Here is a 22,699-nt window from a genome sequence, read left to right on the forward strand (position 1 = left end):
GCCGGCCGGCTGGCCTCAGAGCATGGTCTGGCTCTTGGCCTCCATGTCGGCAGCGGCCTCCTCCTTCGACTCCTTCGCCAGCGGCCGGCCGCCGGGGGCGGGGGCCTTCCCGCCGAGCGGGTCCGCGCCACCGGTGGCGCCCTGCGGGCCGGCCCCGCGCAGCTGGTCGTTCGGCAGGGCCAGGGTCAGCAGCACCGCCACCACGGCGATCAGCCCGGTGGTCAGGAAGACCAGGTGCAGCGAGTCGACGAACGCGCCCTGCACGGCGGCGCGGACCGGGCCGGGCAGGGCCAGGATCGTCGCCGGGTCGTCGATCGAGATGCCCGTCCCGCCCTGCGCCGCCACCGCCGCCCGCTGCTGCGGCGGGAGTTGGGCGATCGCGCCCGGGAGCCGGTCGGCGAGCTGGCCGGTGAGCCGGGAGTTGAGCACCGTGCCGAGGATCGCCACCCCGAACGAGCCGCCCAGGGAGCGGAAGAACGTCGCCGAGGAGGTGCCCGCCCCCAGGTCCCGGGCGTGCACCGCGTTCTGCACGCCGAGGACCAGCGACTGCATGCACAGCCCCATCCCGGCCCCGATCACCGCCAGGTAGCCGAAGGCCAGCCAGAGCGAGGTGTCGACCTGGAGCCGGGTGAAGAGCAGCATCCCGGCGACCAGCACCGCCGAGCCGGCCACCGGGAACCACTTGTACCGGCCGATCCGGCTCATCGCCCGGCCGGCCGCGATCGAGGCGACGATGACGCCGGCCATCATCGGCAGCATCAGCAGGCCGCTGCGGGTCGGCGACGCGCCCCGGACGATCTGCAGGTACAGCGGGATGAAGACGATCGAACCGAACATCACCAGGCCGAGGACGAAGCCGGCGCCGTTGGCCAGCGCGAACGTCCGGCTGCGGAACAGCCGCAGCGGCAGGATCGGCTCGCGCACCCGGGCCTCCTGGGCCAGGAAGAGCCCGGCCAGCACCGCCCCGACCGCCAGCAGCCCGACGATCAACGGCGACCCCCAGGCGTACGAGGTGCCGCCCCAGCTCAGCGCGAGCAGCACGCAGCTCACCCCGGCGACCAACAGCCCCGCCCCGAGCCAGTCGACGGTGTGCTCCCGCCGGGTGAAGGGGATCAGCCGCAGCACGTGGTAGCAGACCACGATGGCCAGGATGCCCAGCGGCACGTTGACGTAGAAGATCCACCGCCAGTTGGTCTCGGCGAAGTAGCCGCCGACCAGCGGCCCGGCCACCGAGGAGATCCCGAAGACCGCGCCGAACAACCCCTGGTAGCGGCCGCGCTCCCGGGGCGCCACCACGTCCGAGATGATGGTGAACGCCAGCGTCATCAGGCCGCCCGCGCCGAGGCCCTGCACCCCCCGGGTGACGATGAGCTGGGTCATGTCCTGCGACAGCCCGGCCAGCAGCGAGCCGAGCAGGAACATGCCGATGGAGAAGAGGAAGACCGGCCGCCGCCCGTACAGGTCGGCCATCTTGCCGTAGAGCGGGGTGGAGGCGGTGGAGGCCAGCAGGTACGCGGTGACCACCCACGAGTAGTGGTCGATCCCGCCCAGCTCGCCGACGATGGTGGGCAGCGCCGTGCCGACGATGGTCTGGTCCAACGCGGCCAGCAGCATGCCCGTCATCAGGCCGAACAGCAGCAGGCGGAGCTGACGGGCGGTCAACAGGGGGTGAGGCTGGGCTTCGCTGGTCACCCCGCCCACTTCCCGGTTCCGCGCCGAACATGCCCGCCTCGGGTGAACCCGTCGACAGCGCTGCCGTCGTGGCGCAGCACCGGGGCGCGGAGCCGCGCCCGCGCCCGGCTGGTGCCGCCGAGGCCGGGCGCGGGCTGGGGCCCCGGGTCAGTGGCGGCCCTCGGCGAACTCCTCGACGATCTTGGCGCAGAAGGCCGGCAGGTCGTCCGGCTTGCGGCTGCTGACCAGGCCGTTGTCCGTGACGACCTCCTCGTCGACCCAGGTCGCGCCGGCGTTGGTCAGGTCGGTGCGCAGGCTCGGCCAGGAGGTGATCCGGCGGCCGGCGACCACACCCGCCTCGACCAGGGTCCACGGGCCGTGGCAGATCACCCCGACCGGCTTGCCGGCGTCGAAGAACGCCTTCACGAAGCGGACCGCGTCCGGGTCGGCGCGCAGGAAGTCCGGGTTCGCCACGCCGCCCGGCAGCACCAGCGCGTCGTAGCCGCCGGCGTCCGCGTCGGCCACGGCCACCGCCACCTCGTACGTCCCGCCGTGGTCCAGGTGGTTGAAGGCCTGGATCTTGCCGGGCTTCAGCGATACCAGCTCGGCCGTGGCCCCGGCCTGCTCGACCGCCTCGCGCGGCTGGGTGTACTCGACCTCCTCGACGCCGTCGGCGGCCAGGAAGGCGATCCGCTTGCCCTGCAGTGTCGTCGCTGCCATGTCGTGCGTCTCCTCTCGGGGGGTACCTCTGGACCGTTCCCGGCCCCCGGGTTCCGAAACACCGCGCCGATCCCCTCGCCGGTGCCGCCGGGCGGTGCCGGGGGCGGGTTTGACCGGGCACCCGACGGGGACCCGGCGGTCATGGCAGCAGCAGCAGCGGAAGAGCGCCGGCTCGCCACCGTCGTGGAGAGCTGGCTGGGGCGTCCCGTGCTGGTGATCGGCGACGCCATGCTCGACGAGTGGCGGTTCGCGGAGTCCGACCGGCTCTGCCGGGAGGCGCCCGCCCCGGTCCTGAGCCTGCGCCGGCACCTCTCGGCGGCCGGCGGCGCGGCGAACACCGCCGTGAACGTCGCCGCGCTCGGCGGCCGGGCGGCGCTGGTCGCCCCGGTCGGCGCGGACGTCGCCGGGGACGAGCTGCACGACTGCCTGGACCGGGCCGGGGTCTGGGACCGGACCGTCAACCAGCCCGGCCGGCCGACGCCGGTGAAACGCCGGATGCTCGCCGGCAACCAGATCCTGCTCCGCGAGGACTCCGGCCACCCGGACGACGTGCTCGACGACGAGGGCGTGGCCGGGCTGCTGGCGGCGCTGGAGGCCGCCACCGAGGAGCTGCGGGTCGCCGCCGACGGCGAGCCGCCCACGCTGGTGGTCTGCGACTACGGGCTGGGCTCGCTGCCCGGCCCCGTGCGCGCCTGGCTGGTCGCCGCCCGGGACCGGTACGCCACGGTCGCGCTCGACGCCCACGACCTCGCCGACTGGCGGGGGCTGGCCCCGACCGTGGTCACCCCGAGCTTCGCCGAGGCCACCCGGCTGCTCGCCCGCGCCGCCGCCCGCAACGACTCCCACCTGCACCTGGACCACCCCGATGTCGACCGGCCCGACGGCCCCTCGGAGCTGACCGTGGGCAGCGCGCCGGGCGAGCACCCCGCAGGGGCGGCGGCCTCCGCAGCCGGGGCACCGGCCGACGGGGCCGGCGGGACCCGGCCCGCGACGCCGGCCACCGGGGCGGGGCCGCGTCGGGTCGCCGCTGCCGGGCCGCTCGGGCGGCCGACGGGGGCGACCGGCGAGCCGACGCCCGGCGAGGACCGGGTGGCGATGACCGGCGACGGGCTCAGCGTCACCGGCACGGGCGTCACGGTGAACGCGCGGGCCGGCGACGGGGTGGACCGGGCCGTGCTGGCCGAGTCCCGCCTCGCCGAGCTGCGCGCGCACACCGGCGCGGACGTGGTCGCGGTCACCCTGGACACCGACGGCGCGGTGGTGGGCGGCGCGGAGGGCACCCCCCGGCGCAGCCACAGCACCCCGGTCCCGGCCAGTCACGCGGTCGGCGCGGGGGACGCGTACCTGGCCGCGATGACGCTGGCCCTGGCCGCCGACGCGCCGTTGCCGACCGCCGCGCAGCTCGCCCAGCTCGCCGCCACCATCACCGTGTCGGACACCGGCACCTGCGTGTGCCGGCGCGAGGACCTGCTGCACGCCCTCGGCACCGCGGCCGGGGACCCCGACCACCCGGCCCTGGTCGCCCCCGACGAGCTGGCGACCATCATGGCCGCCCAGCGGGAGGCGGGCCGGTCGGTGGTGTTCACCAACGGCTGCTTCGACGTGCTGCACCCCGGGCACGTGCGCTACCTGGAGCAGGCGCGGGCGCTGGGCGACCTGCTGGTCGTCGCGGTCAACTCCGACGGCAGCGTGCGCCGGCTCAAGGGACCGGACCGGCCGGTCAACCCGGTGGAGGACCGGGTCACCCTGCTCGCCGCGCTGGCCTGCGTGGACCACGTGGTGATCTTCGAGGAGGACTCCCCGGCGGGGCTGATCGAGGCGGTCCGCCCCGACGTGTACGTCAAGGGCGGCGACTACCCGCCGGAGCTGGTGCCCGAGGCCCCGCTGGTGCGCCGGCTCGGCGGGCAGGTCCGCACCCTGGGGTACGTGCCGGACCGCTCCACCTCGGCGATCATCGACCGGATCCGCGCCCACCACCGGGTGCCCGGCGAAGCGGAGGGGCCGAACAGCGCCGATCGGGGCGGAAGGCCGGGCGAGGTGGCGACCGCTCCGGTGCCGGGCAGGCCGGGGTGAACCGTCCGCTCGAGCGCGGCGACGCCGCCGACTTCCGCCGGGAGCGGCAGCTCGACGTGCTGATCCCGACCCGGGAACGCCCCGCCGAGCTGGCGGTCACGCTCGCCGGGCTCGCCGCCCAGGAGGGGGTGCCCGGCTTCGGGGTGGTGGTCAGCGACCAGTCCGACGGCGACCCCGCGTACGCGCACCCGGCGGCGGCCACCCTGGTCCGGGCGTTGCGCCGCCGGGGCCACCCGGTGCTGCTGACCCGGCGGCTGCCCCGGCGCGGGCTGGCGGAGCACCGCGCGTACCTGCTGGCGCAGTCGACCGCCCGGTACGTGCTCTGCCTCGACGACGACGTCTGGCTGGAGCCGGGGACGCTGCACCGCCTGGTCACCGCGATCGGCGAGCTGGGCTGCGGTTTCGTCGGCAACGCCGTGCACGGCCTGTCGTACGTCGACGACGTGCGCCCGCAGACCCACCGGCACTACGAGGAGTGGGTGGGCCGGCCGGTGCCGGAGCGGGTCCGGCCGGGCACCCCGCAGTGGCAGCGGGCGTCGATCCACTCGGCGGCGAACCTGCTGCACGTCACCGAGGCGCTGCGCCTGCCGCCGGGGGCCTGGCGGGCGTACAAGGTCTCCTGGGTGGGCGGGTGCGTGCTCTACGACCGGGCGGCGCTGGTCGCCTCGGGCGGCTTCGACTTCTGGCGGCGGGTGCACGAGCGCCACCAGGGCGAGGACGTGGCCGCCCAGCTCGCCGTGTTGGAGCGCCACGGCGGCGCGGGCGTCCTGCCCAGCGGGGCGTACCACCTGGAGTCCCCGACCACGGTCACCGAGCGGGACGTGGAGGCGTGGGAGGTGCTCCTCGCCGACTCGCCCTGACCCGGCGAGCGACCTCGCCCCGACGCCGGTACGCGCCCTGACCCGGCGGGGAACGCCGCCGGTGATGGGTCAGCCGAGCAGCTCGCGGGCGGCCTCGACCACCTCGATCACCGGCACGTCGCCGACGAAGGACTCCTGGTGCGGGCAGTCGCCGTCGCCGGGGCGGTGCGGGTAGATCCCGGGGGTGCAGTCGATCCCGCAGACCGGGCAGCGCACCGTCCAGGAGGCGATGGGCCGGTGCCGGGCGCGCAGCGGGTGCCCGGAGTTGATCAAATTGCCGATCCAGTAGATCCCGACGGTCGGCGCCCCGACGGCGGCGGCCAGGTGCAGCGGGCCGGTGTCGTTGGAGATCAGCAGGGCGCAGTCGGCGTAGCAGGCGGCGAGGCCACCGAGGCCGAGCGTGCCGACCTGCGGGCGCAGCGGCACCCCGGCCGCCGCGACCACCCGCTCGACCACGTCCCGCTCGGCGGGGGTGCCGGTGACCAGCACCTCGTACCCGTCGCCGACCAGGGCGCGGGCCACCTCGGCGAAGCGCTCGGCCGGCCAGCGGCGTCGTTCGTCGGTGGCCCCGGGGTGCAGCGCCACCCGGGGGCCGGGCGGTGCGCCGAGCACCCGCCTCGCCTCGGCCCGGTCGGCGTCCGTGACCGCCACCGTCGGCAGGATCGCGGTGGCCGCCGCCCCGACCAGGGCGACCACCTCCAGGTAGCGCAGCACCTCGTGCTGGTAGTAGACGTACCGGGTCCAGCGGTCCAGCGGCGGGGCACCCTCGGCCCGCAGCCCGGCGGTGACGCGGGCGCCCAGGGCGGTGACGAGCGGGTTGGAGTTGCCGCCCCCGCCGTGCAGTTGCAGCGCCAGGTCGAAGCGCTCCGCGCGGGCGGCGGCCAGGAAGTCGGCCGTCGACGGCTCCGCCTCGCCCGGCTGCGCGGCGCGGATGCCGGGCGCGGGCGGGACCACCAGCACCCGGTCCACCGGGCCGGGCCGGTCGCGCCAGAACTCCGCGTGCCACGGCGCGCCGAGCAGCACGATCTCCGCCTGCGGGTACGCGGCGCGCAGCGCCGCCAGCGCGGGCAGGATGAAGATGAGGTCCCCGAGCGCGTTGGCGCGCAGCACGGCGATCCGCCGCACGTCGGGCACGAGCCCGTCGACCGGGCCGAGCGGGGACGCGGTGACCATGGCCGCTACGGCCGGTCGATCTGGCCGGCGGCGCTGTCCGGGTGCTGCGGTTCCCGGCCGGCGGCGCTGCCCGGGTGCGGCGGTTCCCGGCCGGCGGCGGTGTCCTGGTGGTGCAGTTCCCGGTCGGCGGCCGGGTCGACCGGCTGGGACGTGCCGGTGCCCCGGTGACCGACGCGGCCGACGACGATGGTGCGCGGGGCGGGGCGGGGCGCCCGGGGCAGCCGGACCCGGAGCAGGCCGTGGTCCATCACGGCGTCGATCCGGGCGGGGTCCACCGGGGACGGCAGGCCGACGCGGTGCGCGAAGCCCCGGGTCTCGACGCCGCCGGGGATGCCCTGGTCGGCGTTGACCTCGGCCTCGGAGCGGGCCCGCACCCGCAGCTCCCGGTCGTCCAGCTCGACGGCCACCTCCTCGGGGGCGACGCCGGGCAGCCGGACCACCACCTCCCACCCCTCGGCGGTCTCGGTCAGCTCCACCTCGGGCGGGGACTGCGCGCTCATCGCGCGTCTCCGATCCGCTGGGTCGCCGCCGGGCCCCGCAGCGAGCTGGGCGCGTCCAAATTGGCCTCCCGGTCGACCCCGACGCCGAGCCGGTCGACCAGTTCCCCGCCGAGCCACGCGCTGCCGAGGAGGATGGCCAGGGCGACCAGCTCGATGGCGACGAGCGCGCCGCCGGCCGCCCGGGAGTCGGCGTTGAGCCGGACCGCCCAGACGGCGGCGAAGAGCAGGATCACCGCCAGGTTCGCGGCGGCGTGGCTGAGGCCCACCCGCTTCGCGCGGGTGCCGGTGGGGATGGCGAGCAGGTCGAACGCCCCGGCCGCCGCCGCCAGCAGGCCGCCGATCAGGCCGACGGTGATGTTCCAGTACGCCACCTCGCCGAGGAAGCGCGGGCCGCCGACCGTGTCGACGACGTCGAAGATCACCGCCGTGATCAGCAGGCCGACCGGGAACGTGATCAGCATGGGGTGCACGGGGTGCCCGAGCACCTTCAGTCGGCTCTCCATCGCGCGGCCTCCGTCGTGGTTGGGGGGCGTCGGCACACCTGTCCTGTGTGGCCGCGCCGCACTAGGCTCAGGCGCGACGGGGGCCACGGCACCGGCGCCGTTCGCCGCCACCGGGATCAACGGTCGGGGGAGGATGTCGTGACGGTGGAGATCACCTCGTACGAGGAACTGCGCGAGTTGCTGGGGACGCCGAGCGCCCGCGCGGCCAACAAGGAACGGCGGGCCCTGCACGCCCGCGACCGGCAGTGGCTGGCCGCCTCGCCGTTCTGCCTGGTCGCCACGGCGGGGGCCGACGGCACCTGCGACGTCTCGCCGAAGGGCGACCCGCCCGGCTTCACCCTCGTCCTGGACGACACCACGATCGCCGTGCCGGAGCGGCCGGGCAACCGCCGGGCCGACGGCTACCGCAACATCCTCGCCAACCCGCACGTCGGGCTGCTCTACCTGCTCCCCGGCCGCACCGACACGCTGCGGATCAACGGCCGGGCCCGGCTGGTGCGCGACGCGGAGTTCTTCGACGACATGGTGGTCAAGGGCCACCGGCCGATCCTGGCGATCGTGGTGGAGATCGAGGAGATCTTCTACCACTGTGCCAAGGCGTTCCTCCGCTCCGAGCTGTGGCGGCCGGAGACCTGGCAGCCGGACGCGCTGCCGGCGCGGCCCGCGCTGAGCAAGGAGGTCGAGAACCCCGACATGTCCCTGGCCGAGCTTGAGCGCTACTACGGCCCGGAGTACGGGAAGAAGATCTACGGCTGAGCGCGGCGGTCGCTCCCGCCCGCCGCCGCGCGGATCATTGCTAAAGATATCTTTCTAAAGATAGCTTTACGGTGTGACCCTGCCTGAGGTGAAGCTCTCCGACCCCGTCGCCCTGCGCGGCTACGCCCACCCGCTGCGGATGGCCCTCGTCGGGCTGCTGCGGCGGGAGGGGCCGATGACGGCCACCCGGGCCGCCGAGCGGCTCGGCGAGAGCGTCCCGAACTGCTCCTTCCACCTGCGCCAGCTCGCCAAGTACGGGCTCGCCGAACGGGCCCCCGCCGGCGACGCCCGGGAACGCCCCTGGCGGGCCACCGCCGCCAACACCACCTGGGACGGTGCCTCCGACGACCCGCGGGTGCAGGCGGCCACGGAAGCGTTGAACGCCACCCAGCTCGCCCTCTACGTCCGGTACGCGGAGCAGTTCCTCGCCCGGCGGGCCGACGAGCCGACGGCCTGGCGGGCGGTCACCGGCTTCGGCGACACCTCGCTCTACGTCACCGCCGACGAGATGGCGGCCCTGACCGAGCGGATCGACGCGCTGCTCGCCGAGTACCACGACCGCATCACCGACCCGTCCCGCCGGCCCGCCGACGCGCGCCGGGTCTCCCTGGTGCAACTCGCCCTCCTCGACGCCGCCCCGGCGACGAGCCCGACCACGCCCGACGCCGACCCAACCGAGCCCGGTCGTGCCCGGTGAGCGGCGAGACGACCCCTGCTCCGCCGGTCGCCGCCGGTCCCGCGCCCGCTCCCCCTACGGGCCCCGGTCCCGGGCGGCGCGGCGGGCGGCTCGGGCTGCCCCCGCTGCTGCGCGAGCGGACCTTCCGGCGGTACTGGTCGGCGCAGAGCGTCTCGTACTTCGGCGACGAGATCTCCACCCTCGCCCTGCCCCTGCTGGCCGTGCTCGGGGCCGGTGCCGGGCCGGCCGAGATGGGCTACCTGACCGCCGCCGCCCTCGCCCCGAACCTGTTCTTCTCGCTGATCGCCGGTGCGTGGGTCGACCGGCTGCCGCACAAGCGCCGGCTGATGATCCTCGCCGACCTCGGTCGCGCCCTGCTGCTGGCCGTCGTGCCGGTGCTGTACCTGCTCGACCGGCTGGCCCTGCCGCAGCTCTACGCGATCGCCTTCGCCACGGGCACCCTCGCCGTGCTCTTCGAGGTGGCCCGCGCGCCGATCTTCGTGGCGCTGGTGCGCCGCCCCGACTACGTGGCCGCGAACACCCTCATCTCGGGCAGCCGGGCGATGTCCGTGGTCGCCGGCCCGAGCGTCGGCGGCGTCCTGGTGCAGGTGCTCACCGCCCCGATCGCGCTGCTGGCCGACGCCGCGTCGTACCTCGTCTCCGCGTACTTCCTGGGTCGGATCCGGCCGACGGAGCCCGCGCCGGCCCGGGGCGGCGGGCTGGGCCTCGCCGACGGGCTGCGGTTCGTGGCGCGGGCGCGGGCGATGCGCTCCATCCTGCTCGGCACCACCACCCTGAACCTCTTCAACTTCATGTTCTCGGCGCTCTTCGTGCTCTACGCCGTCGAGGAGCTGGGCCTCTCCCCCGGCGTGCTCGGGGCGGTGCTGGGCGCGGGCGCGGTGGGCGGGCTGCTCGGTGCCACGATCACCGGGCGGCTGACCCGCCGGTTCGGCGTCGGGCCGACCATGGTGGCGAGCTTCGTGGCCTTTCCCGCGCCGCTGCTGCTCGTCCCGCTGGCCGACGGGCCGACGCCGGTGGTGCTCGGGATGCTCTTCGCCGCCGAGTTCGGCGCCGGGGCCGGGGTGATGATGCTCGACATCACCACCAGCTCGATGCAGACCGCGCTCACCCCCGACGCGCTGCTGTCGCGCACGATGGGTGCCCGCCGCACGGTCAACTACGGGATCCGGCCGATCGGCGCGCTGCTCGGCGGGGCGCTGGGGGCCACCCTCGGCGTCCGGCCGGCGCTCTGGATCGCCACCACCGGTGCGCTGCTCGGCCTGCTCTGGGTGTTCTTCTCCCCCGTACGCGGCCTGCGGGAACTGCCCGCCGAGCCGGAGCGGCCGGGCGGGCCGGCGCGATAACCCGTCGCCGCCGGGCGGGGCCGCTGCTAGCGTCGGCTGCCGTGCTGATCCGCGAGTTCACCGAGGGCGACTGGCCCCGGGTGTGGGAGATCGTCGCCGAGGTCGTCCGGGCCGGGGACACCTTCGCGTACGACCCGGCCATGACCGCCGAGCAGGCGTACGACACGTGGGTGGAGCGCCCGCCGGGGCGGACCGTCGTGGCGGTCGAGGGCGACCGGCTGCTCGGCTCGGCCAAGATGGGCCCCAACCGACCCGGACCGGGCTCGCACGTCGCCACCGCCAGCTTCATGGTCGCGGCCGACGCCAGGGGCCGGGGCGTGGGCGGCGCGCTGTGCCGGGACGCGCTGGGCTGGGCCCGCGGGCACGGGTACGCCGGCATGCAGTTCAACGCGGTCGCCGAGACCAACCGCTGGGCGGTCGAGCTGTACCGGCGGCTCGGCTTCGAGATCGTCGGCACCGTGCCGGGGGCTTTCGCCCACCCGAGCCTGGGCCGGGTCGGCCTGCACGTCATGTACTGCGCATTCTGACCCGCCCGCACCGAATCCGATTGGGACGACCGGGGTCGGGTACGACTGAAGGGACGTGACGACCGCGCTCTCCAACGAGCGCGCGGGCAACCGACCCGAAGGGAGCGACATGACCACCAAGGTCGAGAAGTCCGTCGAGGTGAACGTTCCGGTCCGTACGGCATACAACCAGTGGACGCAGTTCGAGGACTTCCCCCGGTTCATGGGCGGCGTCCGGGAGGTGCGCCAGCTCGACGACAAGCGCATGCACTGGGTCGCCGAGATCGCCGGCGTCACCCGCGAGTGGGACGCCAAGATCCTGGAGCAGGTCCCGGACCGCAAGGTCGCCTGGGCCGCCACCGAGGGCGCGGCCAACGCCGGCGCCGTGCACTTCCAGCCGGTCGACACCGACCGCACGCTGGTCAAGCTCTCCCTGGAGTACGAGCCGGAGGGCGTGATCGAGAAGGCCGGCGAGAAGCTGCACCTGGTCGAGCGGCAGGCCGAGTCCGACCTGGGCAGGTTCAAGGAGTACATCGAGAGCCGGGGCGTCGAGAGCGGCGGCTGGCGCGGCAGGATCGACGAGGGCCGCCAGCTCGGCACCCCCGGCATCGAGTACGCCGACACGAGCCGGAACGGCGGCGACACGAGCCGCGACGGCGGCGACCGGCCCGCCGACGGCGCGGTGACGCCGCCGGGCGGCAGCGCGTACCCGACGTTCACCGAACCGGAGGCGGCCCGCCGGCCGCTCTGATCCGAAGCTGCACCGAAAGGCCCTGTGTGCCCGGCGTAATGCCTGGTCACGGGGCCTTTTCCCGGTCGGGACCGCCGCCGTGCGGGCCGGGGCGTGCGGCGATCAGTCGTCGTCGTACGCGGCCCAGGGGTCGCTCGCCGGGATGCTGCCGGTGTGCGGCGGCAGGTCGCGCTGCGCGGGGACGCCGAAGGGGTGCGGTGCCTCCGCGGCGGGGGTGTCGTACCCGACGGGGTGCGGTGGCGGCGACATGACCAGCACGTACCGGTTGCGCTCGCACTCCTGGAAGTAGCGGTCCGAGGGCGGCAGCGTCAGCAGCGCGAGAGCGGCCAGCACGGCCAGCGCCGTCAGCGCGTCGACCGCGCCGATGCCGATGCCGTACGCCGCCGGCATGAGGCGCTCGACCATGCCGTCGCCCGCGGATCCGGCCGGCCCCTGGAAGGGATCCGTCACGCTGCCGAGGCCCCCGCAGACGAGGAAGATCCCGCCGAGCACGTACGCGGTCGTCCGGGCCTTCTTGCGACCCCGACCGGTCAGGACGGCCAGGGCGGCGGCCCCGGCGGCGAAGAGCATGTCGAGCGTCGCGGCGGCGATGCTGCCGAACCCGGAGCCGGTCTCGCCGGTGTAGGCGTCGACGTAGACGCTCAGGCTCGTGTTGGCGAAGACCAGCCCGACGAGCGCCGACCACAGGGCGAGCCCCGCGACACCGAGCAGCAGCCCGGAGGCGATGCGCACGGTGGCCGGCGGCGCCGGCGGTATCGGTGGGGCAAGACGCATGTGGGACAAGGTAGTGCCTCGGCTGCCTGGCACGCAGGCCCGCATCTACGCCATTCGCAGGTCGGGCACGATGGCGTCATGTTGGTGGATGTTCTCATTCAGGTGGTGGGGGGTCTGGGTCTGCTCGTCGCCGGGGTGCGGCAGGCCCTGGGGCTCCGGCCGCTGGGCCGCTCGGGCGTCCGGCGCCTCGGCACGGTCGTGCGGGTGCGCGTACAGCGGGACACCGAGGAGGGCGCCTGGCTCTACGCGCCGGTGATCGCCTTCCGCGACGAGCACGGCACGGAGCGCGAGTTCACGCCCGAGCTGTCGACCCGCTGGGCGAGCCACGAGCGCGGCGAGCAGGTCACGGTGCTGTACCCGCCTGGGCACCCCGAGGCCGCCCGGCTGACGTCGGGTGTGCACGGCGCGGTGCGGCTCGCCACCGCCGGGATCAGCGCCGTCTTCATCCTGGTCGGGCTGTTCCTGCTCGGCTCGTTCGTACGCGGGCTCCTGGCGCAGGGCTGAAGGCGTTCCTGCCCGTCGTGTTAGCGTCGGCGCCCGTGACTGAGAGCGTGTACGTCGGCAACGCGACCATCGACGCCGCCGGGGACAAGGGCTGGTTGCTGGGGCACTTCAAGGAGCCCGGCAGCCCCCGGCACAGCACCGATGTGGAGATCAAGTGGGGCGTGCACCCGCGCGGTGACCGGCGCGCCCGGTGGGTCACCGGGGAGAGCCGCACGGCGCTGCTGATGCTGATCGAGGGCCGCTTCCGGGTCGAGCTGCCGGGGCGCGACGTGGTGCTGGCCGAGCGCGGGGACTACGTGGTGTGGGGGCACGGGGTGGACCACTCGTGGGAGGCCGAGGAGCCCTCGGTCGTGCTGACCGTCCGCTGGCCGTCCGTCCCCGGCTACGCCGTACCGGAGCAGCCGTAGGGCGGGGTGCCGGTCATGCGCCACCGTCCGGGGTCACCCCGGCGAACAGGTCGGTCTCCGGCAGGTCGGTCGGCACCGCCGACGAGACGAGGTGGTAGTCCTCGGTGGGCCAGACCTGCATCTCCAGGCCCAGCGGGCAGGACAGCTCCGGGCCGTCCGGGTTCACCTGGGTCTCGTGGGCGAGCAGCGCGGCCCGCCGGATCGGGAAGTACTCGGCGCACTCGACGCGGGTGGTCACCTCCCAGGTCGGCCACTCCTCCGGCCAGCCCGCCAGCACCTCACCGGCCGGGGAGTCGAGGCCAGCGTCGACCATCGCCCGGTGGATCGCCTCGAAGTAGTCCCGGTTGAAGGCGCAGGTGTAGTAGAGCTTCTGCGGGCTCCACACCGGACCGCAGTCGTGGTATCGCGACGGGTCCCCGGCGGCCAGGAAGGCGGCCACGGCGACCCGGTTGGCCTGGAGGTGGTCCGGGTGCGGGTAACCGCCGTTCTCGTCGTACGTGATCATGACGTGCGGCCGGAACTCACGGACGGCCTCGACCAGCGGCCGGGTCGCCACGTCCATGGGTTGCGCGGCGAAGCTGTCCGGCGGCACCGCCCCGGCGGTCACCAGACCGGAGTCGACGAAGCCGAGGAACCGTTGCCGCACGCCGAGGATCTCGCGGGCGCGGGCCATCTCGGCCCGGCGTCGGGCGGGCAGTTCGGCCCAGACCTCCGGACGGTCCAGCGACGGGTTGAGCACGCTGCCGCGCTCGCCGCCGGTCATGGTGCAGACCAGGACGTCCGCGCCGGCCCGCGAGTACTTCACCAGGGTGGCCGCGCCCTTGCTGGACTCGTCGTCCGGATGGGCGTGCACGGTGAGCAGTCGCAGCCCGGACAGGTTGGCCCGGTTCGGCGGGGTCATCGGGTGCCTCCTTTGACGAGCGTCCCGGTGTTCCCGGGCGTAGGACCGGCCGCCGGCTTGCCCGGGGCGTGCCGCGGGTACATCGCGGCGGGGATCAGGGTCAGTACCGCGAAGGCGACCACCCAGCCGAAGGTGTGGCCGAACGCGGCATCCACCCCGGAGTCGCCGAGCGCCGTCTGCAGGATGAGAGCCAGTAGGGCCGTGCCGATCGAGCCACCGATGCGGTTCAGCACCGTACGCACCCCGGTGGCTGCCGGGATCTGCGCGCGGGTGATCGACGTGTACGTGGCCGCCGCGTTCGGCGGCACCACCGCGCCGAGCCCGAGGCCCCGGACGAACAGCGCCCCCACCAGCAGGAACAGCGGGGGCCGGGAGCCGGCGAGCAGGAACGGGACGGTGCCGGCGACGATGGCCACGATGCCGAGCAGGGAGACCGCGCGGGGGCCGTGCCGATCGGTCCAGCGGCCCGCGAACGGGGCGATCACGGCCATGCCGAGTGCCTGCGGCGCGAGGGCGAGACCGGCGGCCAGCGGGCTCAACGCGTACGCCTGCACCAGGTAAAGGGGGATCAGCAGCATGGAGCCGTACAGCGCGGCGCCGATCAGGAAGGTGTTGACCGCCGCGAGGGTGAAGCCGCGGCCACGGAAGAGGCTCAGGTCGAGCAGCGGCGTCCGGGTGGTCCGCAGGGCGTGCACCACGTAGGCGACCAGCGCGATGGCGCCGTACCCCAGTAGGGCGGCCTGGGCCACCGCGTCCGTGCCCGGACCACTCAGCGACAGGCCGTAGACCAGGGCGATCAGGCCGGGCGGGAGCAGCAGCAGACCCAGCCGGTCGACGCGCAGCGTGCGGTCCCGCTCGGCGTCGTCCGGCGGGACCAGCCGGGCGGCCAGCACGAGGGCGGCAAGGCCGATCGGCAGGTTCACGAAGAACATCCAGCGCCAGCCGGGTCCGGAGGCGAGCAGCCCGCCGAGGACCGGTCCGGCGATCGGCGCGAGCGAGACCGGGGTGGTGATGAGCCCGACGAGCCGGCCGATGCGTGCCGGTCCGGCGATCCGCGCGATCAACGCCTGGCCGACCGGCTGCATGAGCCCGCCGCCGAGGCCCTGCAGCGCCCGGAACGCGATCAGCGCCCCGGCCGTCGTGGCGAGCCCGCTGAGCGCCGAGCCGACGACGAACACCGCGACGGCCAGCAGCCAGACGCGCTTGCCGCCGAAGCGGTCGACCAGCCAGCCGGAGAGCGGTGCCACCAGCGCGACGGCGAGCAGATAGCCGGTGGTCACCCACTGCACGGTGACCAGGTCGGCGTGCACGCCCGCAGCCACGGAGCCGATGCCGACGCTGACGATGGTGGTGTCCAGTTGGGCGAGCACGGCACCCAGGACGAGCACGCCGGCCACGCGGAGGAGCCCGGCGTCCAGGCGATCGGTCATGCGGCAAACTTAGGTCGCACATATTTTTATGTCAAGCATAAACTTGTGTGGAACCCAGGCCGCTACCATCACCGCCATGAGCGACGTGCCGGGGCTGCGCGAACTGAAGAAGCAGGCGACCAGGGACCGCCTCGCGCACCAGGCCACCTTGCTCTTCATCGAGCGCGGCTTCGACCAGGTCACCATCGCCGACGTGGCGGCGGCGGCCGGCGTGTCGAAGATGACCGTCACCAACTACTTCCCCCGCAAGGAGGACCTCGTCTTCGACGCGCACGCCCTCGTCGAGGAGAGCCTGGCCGCCGCGGTGCGGGCCCGCCGGCCCGGGGAGTCGGCACTGCACGGGTTGCGCCGGCAGTACCTGGCGGCGCTGGGCGGGACGTACCCGGTGCTCACCGGGCACGCGTCGGTGGGCTTCGCGCGGCTGGCGCACGAGAGCCCACGGTTGCGCGCCCGGGAACGTGAGATCGACGAGCGGCGGGAGGAGGCGCTCGCCGCCGCCCTCGCCGCCGAGGACGGCGCGCGGGACGCCGACCACACCCGGGCCGCCGCCGCCCAGCTCGCCGCCGCGCACCGGGTGCTGTTCCGGCTCGTCCGCTCCCTGGTCCGCGACGGCGTGCCGCAGGACGAGACCGACCGGCGGGCCGCCGAGGCGGCCGAGGTCAGCTTCGGGATGCTCGAGCCGGCCCTGGGCGACTATCTCGTCCGGGCGGGCTGACCGTCGCCCGCCCGGCGCGTCAGCCCGGCGGAACGCTCGACGCGGTTAGAACTCGGTGTTCATGATGGCCTCGACCAGGATCTCGCCGGCCGGGGTCAGGTGCACCGTGCCGGCCGCCCGGTCCGTACGCAGCAGGCCGCGTCGCTCCAGCCCGGCGAGGGTCTCCCCCCACGGCTCGTCGAACAGCGACCGGCCGCCGAAGCGCTCCCGGTGCAGGTCGTCGCGGAGCGGTTGCAGCGTCGACAGCGCCATCTTGATCGAGCGGGACTCCTTGGCGCGCTGGCCGAAGCGGGTGACCGAGGCCAGCGGCAGCACGCCCGCCTCCACCAGCTCGATGTACCGGTTCGCGTTGACCTCGGTCATCGCCTCCGACTGCCGGCAGCTCGAGCTGCCCCCGAGCCCGATGGCGACCTCGGCGTCCTGGCGGTCCTGGTCGACCATGATGGCCTTCCACCGCTCCGGGGGGTGCTCGCGCCGGTGGAAGTACATGGTGGGGTGCTCGGCGTACCCGCTGGCGGTCAGCCCGCCCGCCAGCACCTCGCGCATCTGGTACTGCTCGCCGAGGGTGGGCCAGTGGTGGCCGTCGTCGGCCAGCTTCTCCCGGTAGCTGGCGAACTGCCACGCCGCCGGCCGGTCGCCGGCGACCCCCGTGCGGGTGTCGGCGTACGACCGCAGGTGCAGCTTGGTGCAGACCAGCCCCGGCACCTCGTACCCGGTGACGATGTCGAGGTCCCGTTCGACGCTGGCGACGGTCTGGTCGAGCAGCCCGTACATCAGGTCGACGGTGACCCAGTCGAAGCCCAGCCGGCGGGTGGTGTCGAGAAAGGCCCGGCACTCGGTCTCGCTGTGCTCCCGCCCGGAGAGACGCAGCACCGGGTCGTCGAACGACTGCACCCCGCAGGAGAGCTTGCGGCAGCCCTGGTCGAGGAGGAACTCCAGCAGCGGCTCGGTGAAGGTGGTCGGGTCGCCCTCGAACCGGATGGCGGTGTCGGGGGTGAAGGCGAAGTTGCGCCGGTAGAAGTCGAGCAGCCGGGCCACCGCGTCGGTCGACATCAGCGAGGGGGTGCCGCCGAAGACGTTGAACTCGCCCACCGGGGCCTCGCGGAGGTGCGGCACCCGGTCGAGCCAGAGCTGGGCCTCGCGGATGTTCAGGTCCACCCACTGGTCCACCTTGGCGCGGGTGACCTCCGGCCGGCCCTTGACCAGGACGACCGGGTACTGGCAGAACCGGCAGCGGTAGCTGCACGTGGGGATGTAGGACCAGAGGTGGATCGGGCGGGTGTCGGCCAACTGCGTGTTCAGATCGGCGAGGAAGGAGTCCACGGGCGCGTCGGGGATGTCGCCGGGGAAGACGTGCGCGCCGAACGGGTCGAGGGCGACGTATTCGAGCAGTTGGCGGTTCTCCGCGGCGGCCAGCACGTCCACGACGGCGGGCCGGGGACGCGCCGGGTCGAGGCTGTGCAGCGAGGCCAGCGCCGCCGCGTACGGGTCGCCCATCAGAACACCCCTCCGTTGCCGAAATGGTCGTGCGCCGCACCGGACTCCCGGTCCTCGCAGTAGTAGCGGACGAAGTCCCGGAAGCGCTCCGGATCGCCCTGGTCGCGGATCTCCTGGAGGCAGTCGGGCAGCGGCGGCGGGTAGCCGATGTCCGGCCCGACCGTGGCGCGCAGCCGGGCGAAGAGCTCGTCGGCGAACTCGAAGTAGAGCCGGAAGCTGGGCGACTTGTACGAGTGGATGGGGACGAAGTCGATCAGCCGCGACTCGGCGGTGATCTCGGCGATCCGGCGGGCCAGCCGCTGCGCCAGCGCCGGGGTGAAGAACTCGACCACCGCGCTCTCGTTGAGCAGCGCCGGGGTCAGCAGCACCGGCAGGATCATGTTCTTCGGCACGAAGTCCTTGATGGAGAACTCCCACGCCTGCAACGCCTCGTCCTCGGTGAGGTCGGCGATCACGGGGGCCGGGGCGTCCGGGCGGATGTCGCGCATGGTGATGATGCCGCCGGCCCCGTACGCCCGCCCGGTGATCACCTCGTCGATCGCGTGGTCCACCCGGCGCGGGTTGATCTCCACCCGGGAGCCGGGCACGTAGGTGATGTCGTCGCCGCTGGCCCGGACCAGGATGCCGAAGTCCCAGTCGTCGGAGAGGTGGTTGAGGAAGCGGCCGTCCTTGAGCTGGTACGACAGCTCGATGCCGCCGACCCGCTGGTACGCCTGCCGTTCCACGGCGAAGCCCTTGCCGTCGGGGAAGCCGCCGAAGAGGGAGAACGTCACCGCCCGGCAGCGCAGCGTCCGGTCGATCGCGTCCCAGAGCAGGGGCCGACCGGCGAAGTGCGCGCGGTCGTAGTAGTAGTCGCAGACCCCGATCGCGGCCTTGCTGCCCTGCATCGCGGCCAGCAACTCCGCCAGCCAGTACGGGTCGACCCGGCAGTCCGCGTCCGCCGAGACCAGGAAGAACGAGGGCGGGTCGACGGCCGACGCGTCCCGCGACCGGGCCCGCTCGGCGGCGAAGTCCATCCCCGCCTTGCGGGCGCACGACACCCCCTGCTCCGGCTCCCCGATGGCGTGCACCCGCAGCCCCGGGTGCGTGGCGGCGAGGTCGCGAGCCAGCGCCACGGTGTCGTCGGTGGAGTTGTTGTCGACCAGCAGGACGTCGAAGAGACCCCGGTCGAGCGGGCCGTCGGCCCCGCGCTGCCCGGCCAGCGAGTCGAGCACGGCGGCGATGTTGGCCGCCTCGTTGAAGACCGGCAGGACGACGGTCATCCGTACGCCGTCGGTCAGCGGGGGCACGGCGGCGCGGCCGTAGATTTCGGTCGCCGCCGGTCGGCGGGTCGGCGTGGCCCCGGTGGCTGTCGCATTGGCGATGGCCCCCGCGCCGAGCAGCTCGTCGACCAGCTCGGCGGCCCGGCTGGTGGCGAAGTACCGCCGGCCCCGGGCGTGGTTGTGGGCGGCCACCCGGCGGTACAGCAGCGGGTTGGTGAGCAGCTCGGCGACCTCGGCGACGAAGGCGTCGGTGATCGGGGCCTCGTCGTCCGGGCCCACGTCGAGCACGGGCGCGTGCAGTCCCTTGCTGCCGTAGACGGCGTCGTAGAGCTCGTAACGGGTGGTCAGGTAGGGCACCCGGGAGGCGATGGACTCGCCGATCGGGTTGCCGTAGCTCTCGTAGTCGTACGAGGTCAAAAACGACGTGAGGTCGGCCGCCGCCAGCAGGTCCGCCACCGTGTGCCGGCGGCGCGGGTCGGGGCCGAGGCGGATGTCGCGGGGGGCCAGCGGGCCGCCGAAGGTCACCCGGTCGGCGACGCCCCGGCGCTGCGCGTACGCCCGCAGCGCCGCCGTCGTGGCCGGGTGCTCGGTCGGCTCGCCGGCCACGAAGAGGTGGACCGGCCGGTCGACGCCCCGGTCGGCGAACCAGCGGGTCAGGCGGACGACCAGGTCGATGTCGCGGTCGATTCGCTTCTGCGGCACCAGCCGGGTGAACCGGGCGATCAGCGCCGCGTCGGCGGGGATGCCGTGGCGGGCCCGGAACCCGTCGTCGGTCGCGCCCGGCCGCGGCGGGTCGAACCGGAAGGTGTTGGGCAGCACCCGGATGTCGCGCAGCTCGGGGGCCCAGGCCAGGGTGCGCCGACGGGCGTGCTCGTGCAGGGCCAGGTAGCGGATGTGCGGCGAGTCGACCGGGCGCACCGCGTGCGGATACGGCGATGCTCCGTACTTGCCGGCCGCCGGCTCGCTGGACCACATCAGGTCGTGGTCGCGCCAGAGCACGTACGTGCCGAGGCCCGCTTCCCGGCCGTAGCGCGCGATGGCCTGGTGGAGGGCGCGGGTGTAGGTGACGTTCTCCGGCAGCGTGCCGTTCTCCACCAGCACGGCGCTCACCCGGTGGCGACGCCAGGTGGCCACGATCCGGTCGGCGACGGCCGCGCTGATCGCCGCCACCTCGGTCGGCAGCTCGGTGCCCCGGCCGACGGCGTCGAGCGTGGCCCGGACGAAGTCGGCGTCGTAGCCGGGGACGTCGGCGAGGCCGTCGATGCGGGCCAGCTCGACCCAGGGCGGCAGGTGCGTCGCCTCGTCGGTGTACGGGACGAAGAAGTGGCCCTTGTCCTCCTTGATGTCGTACCCGACGTCCAGCAACACCCGGTGACCGCGCTGTCGGAACGCCTCGGCGAGCTTGACGAACTCGACGACCACCCCGGAGAGCGGAGTGGCGTCGAAGGAGACCCCCCAGAGGACGGGTGCTTCGACATCGCTCTGGTGCGGCGGGTCGAGCGGCGGCTGCATCCGGAATCTCCCTTGCCAAGGGGGCATGGAGGAGCACCGATCGGCGGTGATCGCTGTTACCTCGCCGTGATCACTGCAGCCTACGACTCCCATCCAACGATCACCATAGATGTGACTCCGCGCATGCCGGTGACCCGGGTAAAACGAGCGACGGCCCGTCAGGTCACCGACGCTCCCCCGTGGGCGGCGTTTCCGCCGGGGCCTTCGGCGGTGAGATCGTCATCCACAGCGGCCAGCCGACGAACCAGATCAGCGTGACGACGGTGACCTGCACCGTGTAGCCCCAGAGGGCCTGGCTGTTCGGGGCGTTCCTGGCGACCAGGGCGAGCACCCCGGTGACCGCGCAGGTGATCGCCCAGGCCAGCACGCACCGAAGCCAGGCCCGCCACTCGTAGCGGACCCGCGCCGCGCCGTACTTCGGGGGCTTGGCCGGGCGGGGGCCGCCGGCGAAGCGGTGCGCGAACCAGCCGTCCGCCCAGCGGATCAGATCCGGGCCGAAGGCGACGCTGAAGCCCAGGTAGACCGCCGCCAGCCCGTGCGTGGCGTCGACCGCCGCGCCGCCGCGCAGGTCCAGGATGGACGCGACGATGAGGATCAGGTCGGTCACCGGGACGAAGAGCAGCAGTACGGAGCCCAGGCGCTTGCGGCGCAGGACGTACCGGGCGAAGAGGCCGGCACCGAGGATCAGCCAGAAGCCGATCTCGCACGCGACGATCACCGCAACGATCACACGAGCACTCCTTCGGGCGAGACCACCTGGACGCTAGCACCCTGCGTTTCGGCACCACCTCCTACTAATTGACGGAGGCCATATCGTTCCGCTTGATGACGGCACGGACCGCATGGCCGGGCAGGATCGGCCCAGCGAACAACGGACGCAGCAGCATCCCGTAATGCCTATCTCGAAGAAAGATCATCACTGCGGTGTACCGGGGTATGAAGGGCTCCGACCGGCACGGCCCTGATAATGAACCTGCGGCACATGACCTTGGTACCGTCGATGACGGCAGGCTCGCTGGTTGTAGCGGTCGGCGGGCCGCCACCCAGACCGCCACCTGGGAGGTCGAATGCCTGCCCGCAACCGCGCCATCGTCGACCCGCAATTTCCCGCCGAGCTGAGCCGGCTACGCCGCGAACGGGGCCTTTCCCTGCGCGAGTTGGCCCGGACCGTCTACTACGGCAAGAGCTACCTGCACGACCTGGAGACTGGACGCATCCGCCCGACCCGCGAGGTCGCCGAGCACCTCGACCGCGCCCTGGCCGCTGGCGGCGCGCTCGCGGCGATGGTCATCGACCCGCCGCCGATCGGCTCGGCCGACGACGCCGGGAGGATGGCGTACGTCATCGCGCGACCTACCCGGCTCGACGCCCAGGCCGTCGAGGTGTTCACCGACGTGCTGGCCGCGCAGCGCCGCCTCGACGACGTGGTGGTGGCGCAGCTCATGCTGCCCGGAGCCGTCGCCCAGTGGCGCACTGTCCAGGCCGTCGCTGATCAGGCGCGCGGGCCGCACGCCGAGCGCCTTCGGCCGGTGGCCGCCGAGTGGACGCAGTTCGTCGGTTGGCTACACGCCGAGGCGCGCCACGACACCCAGGCCGTCGAGGTGCTGACCGAGGCCGCCGAGCAGGCCGACGCGGTCGACGGCGGGGAGCTGGCGGCGCAGGCGGAGAACTTCCGTGGCTACCTCGCCCGGCAGCAGGGCCGTCCGCGCGGCATCGTGCGGCACTTCCTCGCCGCCTACCACACGCCCGGGGCCGCACCCCTGCAGCGGGTCGGTGACGCCGTGCAGGCCGCCCACGGGTACGCCTTGCTCGGTGACCGGGCCGCCGCTGTCCGGCTACTCGGCGAGGCCAGTGATCTCACCGAGTCGGCTGGGGACGAGCCGCCGCCGGCGACCGCCTACTGGTTGACCCCGAGCTTCTGCCGAATGGGGCTCGGCCTGGCGTACCTGGCCCTCGGCGATCGGGCCGCAGCGGCGGGGAACCTCCGCGCGGGGCTGGACGAGCTGCCCGAGGAGCAACGCGAGGCGGAGTGGACGGCGGAGTACCGGCGCGCCCTCGCCGTCGCCGGTTGATTTGTCCGACACCTGTCCGCTACTCGTGCCGGACAGATTGCAGTACCGTCGGTGACGGCAAGCTTGCTGGTT

At 73.9% G+C, this 22,699-nt stretch carries 21 protein-coding genes and 1 pseudogene; 11 read left to right on the forward strand and 11 right to left on the reverse strand.

The genetic code is table 11. The features are described 5' to 3' along the window. Positions 1-15 precede the first annotated feature (15 nt). Both ACLQ2V_RS06755 and ACLQ2V_RS06760 read right to left on the reverse strand, forming a co-directional pair. On the reverse strand, positions 16-1,662 hold the full coding sequence (locus tag ACLQ2V_RS06755) for an MDR family MFS transporter (protein WP_425717488.1): 1,647 nt from the start codon (positions 1,660-1,662) through the stop codon (positions 16-18). A 177-nt stretch (positions 1,663-1,839) separates the two neighbouring features. Beyond that, complete coding sequence (locus ACLQ2V_RS06760; protein ID WP_425717489.1) at positions 1,840-2,391, reverse strand: type 1 glutamine amidotransferase domain-containing protein; 552 nt, start codon at positions 2,389-2,391, stop codon at positions 1,840-1,842. A 141-nt stretch (positions 2,392-2,532) separates the two neighbouring features. Here ACLQ2V_RS06760 and rfaE2 point away from each other — a divergent pair, with 141 nt between their 5' ends. Together rfaE2 and ACLQ2V_RS06770 are read left to right on the forward strand one after the other, a co-directional pair. After that, complete coding sequence (gene rfaE2, locus ACLQ2V_RS06765) at positions 2,533-4,464, forward strand: D-glycero-beta-D-manno-heptose 1-phosphate adenylyltransferase (protein WP_425717490.1); 1,932 nt, start codon at positions 2,533-2,535, stop codon at positions 4,462-4,464. Then, positions 4,461-5,324, forward strand: a complete 864-nt coding sequence (locus ACLQ2V_RS06770) for a glycosyltransferase family 2 protein (RefSeq protein WP_425717491.1) — start codon at positions 4,461-4,463, stop codon at positions 5,322-5,324. Before rfaE2 ends, ACLQ2V_RS06770 begins: the two co-directional genes overlap by 4 nt. 69 nt (positions 5,325-5,393) lie before the next feature. Here the strand turns inward: ACLQ2V_RS06770 and ACLQ2V_RS06775 are convergent, their stop codons facing one another. From ACLQ2V_RS06775 to ACLQ2V_RS06785, 3 genes are read right to left on the reverse strand one after another with little or no spacing between them, the layout of a single operon-like run. After that, positions 5,394-6,497 carry a glycosyltransferase family 9 protein gene (locus ACLQ2V_RS06775; protein ID WP_425717492.1) on the reverse strand — a complete coding sequence of 368 codons (1,104 nt, stop codon included), beginning with the start codon at positions 6,495-6,497 and terminating at the stop codon, positions 5,394-5,396. 5 nt (positions 6,498-6,502) lie between these two features. Then, complete coding sequence (locus tag ACLQ2V_RS06780) at positions 6,503-6,997, reverse strand: Hsp20/alpha crystallin family protein (protein WP_425717493.1); 495 nt, start codon at positions 6,995-6,997, stop codon at positions 6,503-6,505. Next, positions 6,994-7,500, reverse strand: a complete 507-nt coding sequence (locus ACLQ2V_RS06785; RefSeq protein ID WP_425717494.1) for a DUF2231 domain-containing protein — start codon at positions 7,498-7,500, stop codon at positions 6,994-6,996. Before ACLQ2V_RS06785 ends, ACLQ2V_RS06780 begins: the two co-directional genes overlap by 4 nt. A 138-nt stretch (positions 7,501-7,638) precedes the next feature. Here ACLQ2V_RS06785 and ACLQ2V_RS06790 point away from each other — a divergent pair, with 138 nt between their 5' ends. The 5 genes and pseudogenes from ACLQ2V_RS06790 to ACLQ2V_RS06810 all read left to right on the forward strand — a co-directional run. Further along, positions 7,639-8,256: a pyridoxamine 5'-phosphate oxidase family protein gene (locus ACLQ2V_RS06790; RefSeq protein ID WP_425717495.1), complete on the forward strand. Its 618-nt coding sequence runs from the start codon at positions 7,639-7,641 to the stop codon at positions 8,254-8,256. A 73-nt stretch (positions 8,257-8,329) separates the two neighbouring features. Then, positions 8,330-8,953 (forward strand): winged helix-turn-helix domain-containing protein, encoded by a 624-nt coding sequence (locus tag ACLQ2V_RS06795; RefSeq protein WP_425717496.1) that lies wholly within the window; start codon positions 8,330-8,332, stop codon positions 8,951-8,953. Continuing rightward, positions 8,950-10,296 (forward strand): MFS transporter, encoded by a 1,347-nt coding sequence (locus ACLQ2V_RS06800; RefSeq protein ID WP_425717497.1) that lies wholly within the window; start codon positions 8,950-8,952, stop codon positions 10,294-10,296. The genes ACLQ2V_RS06795 and ACLQ2V_RS06800 overlap by 4 nt, the downstream gene beginning before the upstream one ends. A 41-nt stretch (positions 10,297-10,337) precedes the next feature. After that, the gene (locus ACLQ2V_RS06805; RefSeq protein WP_425717498.1) at positions 10,338-10,823 is read left to right on the forward strand and encodes a GNAT family N-acetyltransferase; all 486 of its coding nucleotides are present in this window, start codon (positions 10,338-10,340) and stop codon (positions 10,821-10,823) included. A gap of 109 nt (positions 10,824-10,932) precedes the next feature. Continuing rightward, positions 10,933-11,382 (forward strand): annotated as a pseudogene (locus ACLQ2V_RS06810) (SRPBCC family protein); the annotation flags it as partial. Positions 11,383-11,655: 273 nt separating this feature from the next. On the opposite strand, the gene ACLQ2V_RS06815 reads toward ACLQ2V_RS06810, so the two are convergent. Continuing rightward, the gene (locus tag ACLQ2V_RS06815) at positions 11,656-12,327 is read right to left on the reverse strand and encodes a hypothetical protein (RefSeq protein WP_425717499.1); all 672 of its coding nucleotides are present in this window, start codon (positions 12,325-12,327) and stop codon (positions 11,656-11,658) included. A 78-nt stretch (positions 12,328-12,405) separates the two neighbouring features. Here ACLQ2V_RS06815 and ACLQ2V_RS06820 point away from each other — a divergent pair, with 78 nt between their 5' ends. Continuing rightward, positions 12,406-12,831 carry a DUF3592 domain-containing protein gene (locus tag ACLQ2V_RS06820; RefSeq protein WP_425717500.1) on the forward strand — a complete coding sequence of 142 codons (426 nt, stop codon included), beginning with the start codon at positions 12,406-12,408 and terminating at the stop codon, positions 12,829-12,831. Positions 12,832-12,866: 35 nt separating this feature from the next. Beyond that, a complete protein-coding gene (locus tag ACLQ2V_RS06825) occupies positions 12,867-13,238 on the forward strand; it encodes a signal peptidase I (protein WP_425717501.1) in 372 nt (123 codons plus the stop codon). A gap of 13 nt (positions 13,239-13,251) precedes the next feature. On the opposite strand, the gene mca is transcribed toward ACLQ2V_RS06825, so the two are convergent. Continuing rightward, complete coding sequence (mca, locus tag ACLQ2V_RS06830) at positions 13,252-14,139, reverse strand: mycothiol conjugate amidase Mca (RefSeq protein WP_425717502.1); 888 nt, start codon at positions 14,137-14,139, stop codon at positions 13,252-13,254. Next, the gene (locus ACLQ2V_RS06835) at positions 14,136-15,569 is read right to left on the reverse strand and encodes an MDR family MFS transporter (RefSeq protein WP_425717503.1); all 1,434 of its coding nucleotides are present in this window, start codon (positions 15,567-15,569) and stop codon (positions 14,136-14,138) included. Before ACLQ2V_RS06835 ends, mca begins: the two co-directional genes overlap by 4 nt. Positions 15,570-15,645: 76 nt before the next feature. Here ACLQ2V_RS06835 and ACLQ2V_RS06840 point away from each other — a divergent pair, with 76 nt between their 5' ends. Then, the gene (locus ACLQ2V_RS06840; protein WP_425717504.1) at positions 15,646-16,284 is read left to right on the forward strand and encodes a TetR/AcrR family transcriptional regulator; all 639 of its coding nucleotides are present in this window, start codon (positions 15,646-15,648) and stop codon (positions 16,282-16,284) included. 45 nt (positions 16,285-16,329) lie between these two features. On the opposite strand, the gene ACLQ2V_RS06845 is transcribed toward ACLQ2V_RS06840, so the two are convergent. The 3 genes from ACLQ2V_RS06845 to ACLQ2V_RS06855 all read right to left on the reverse strand — a co-directional run bounded on the left by ACLQ2V_RS06845 (position 16,330) and on the right by ACLQ2V_RS06855 (position 21,285). Continuing rightward, positions 16,330-17,781: a radical SAM protein gene (locus tag ACLQ2V_RS06845; RefSeq protein WP_425717505.1), complete on the reverse strand. Its 1,452-nt coding sequence runs from the start codon at positions 17,779-17,781 to the stop codon at positions 16,330-16,332. Next, positions 17,781-20,555, reverse strand: a complete 2,775-nt coding sequence (locus tag ACLQ2V_RS06850; RefSeq protein WP_425717506.1) for a glycosyltransferase — start codon at positions 20,553-20,555, stop codon at positions 17,781-17,783. The genes ACLQ2V_RS06845 and ACLQ2V_RS06850 overlap by 1 nt, the downstream gene beginning before the upstream one ends. A 163-nt stretch (positions 20,556-20,718) precedes the next feature. After that, positions 20,719-21,285, reverse strand: coding sequence for a hypothetical protein (locus ACLQ2V_RS06855; protein ID WP_425717507.1), 567 nt, complete (start codon positions 21,283-21,285; stop codon positions 20,719-20,721). Positions 21,286-21,622: 337 nt separating this feature from the next. On the opposite strand from ACLQ2V_RS06855, the gene ACLQ2V_RS06860 reads away from it, so the two are divergent. Then, positions 21,623-22,627 carry a helix-turn-helix domain-containing protein gene (locus ACLQ2V_RS06860; RefSeq protein WP_425717508.1) on the forward strand — a complete coding sequence of 335 codons (1,005 nt, stop codon included), beginning with the start codon at positions 21,623-21,625 and terminating at the stop codon, positions 22,625-22,627. Positions 22,628-22,699: the final 72 nt, after the last annotated feature.

Origin of the sequence: Micromonospora sp. DT233 (genome assembly GCF_049841815.1) — a bacterium.
In the GTDB taxonomy this organism is placed as follows: Bacteria; Actinomycetota; Actinomycetes; order Mycobacteriales; family Micromonosporaceae; genus Micromonospora.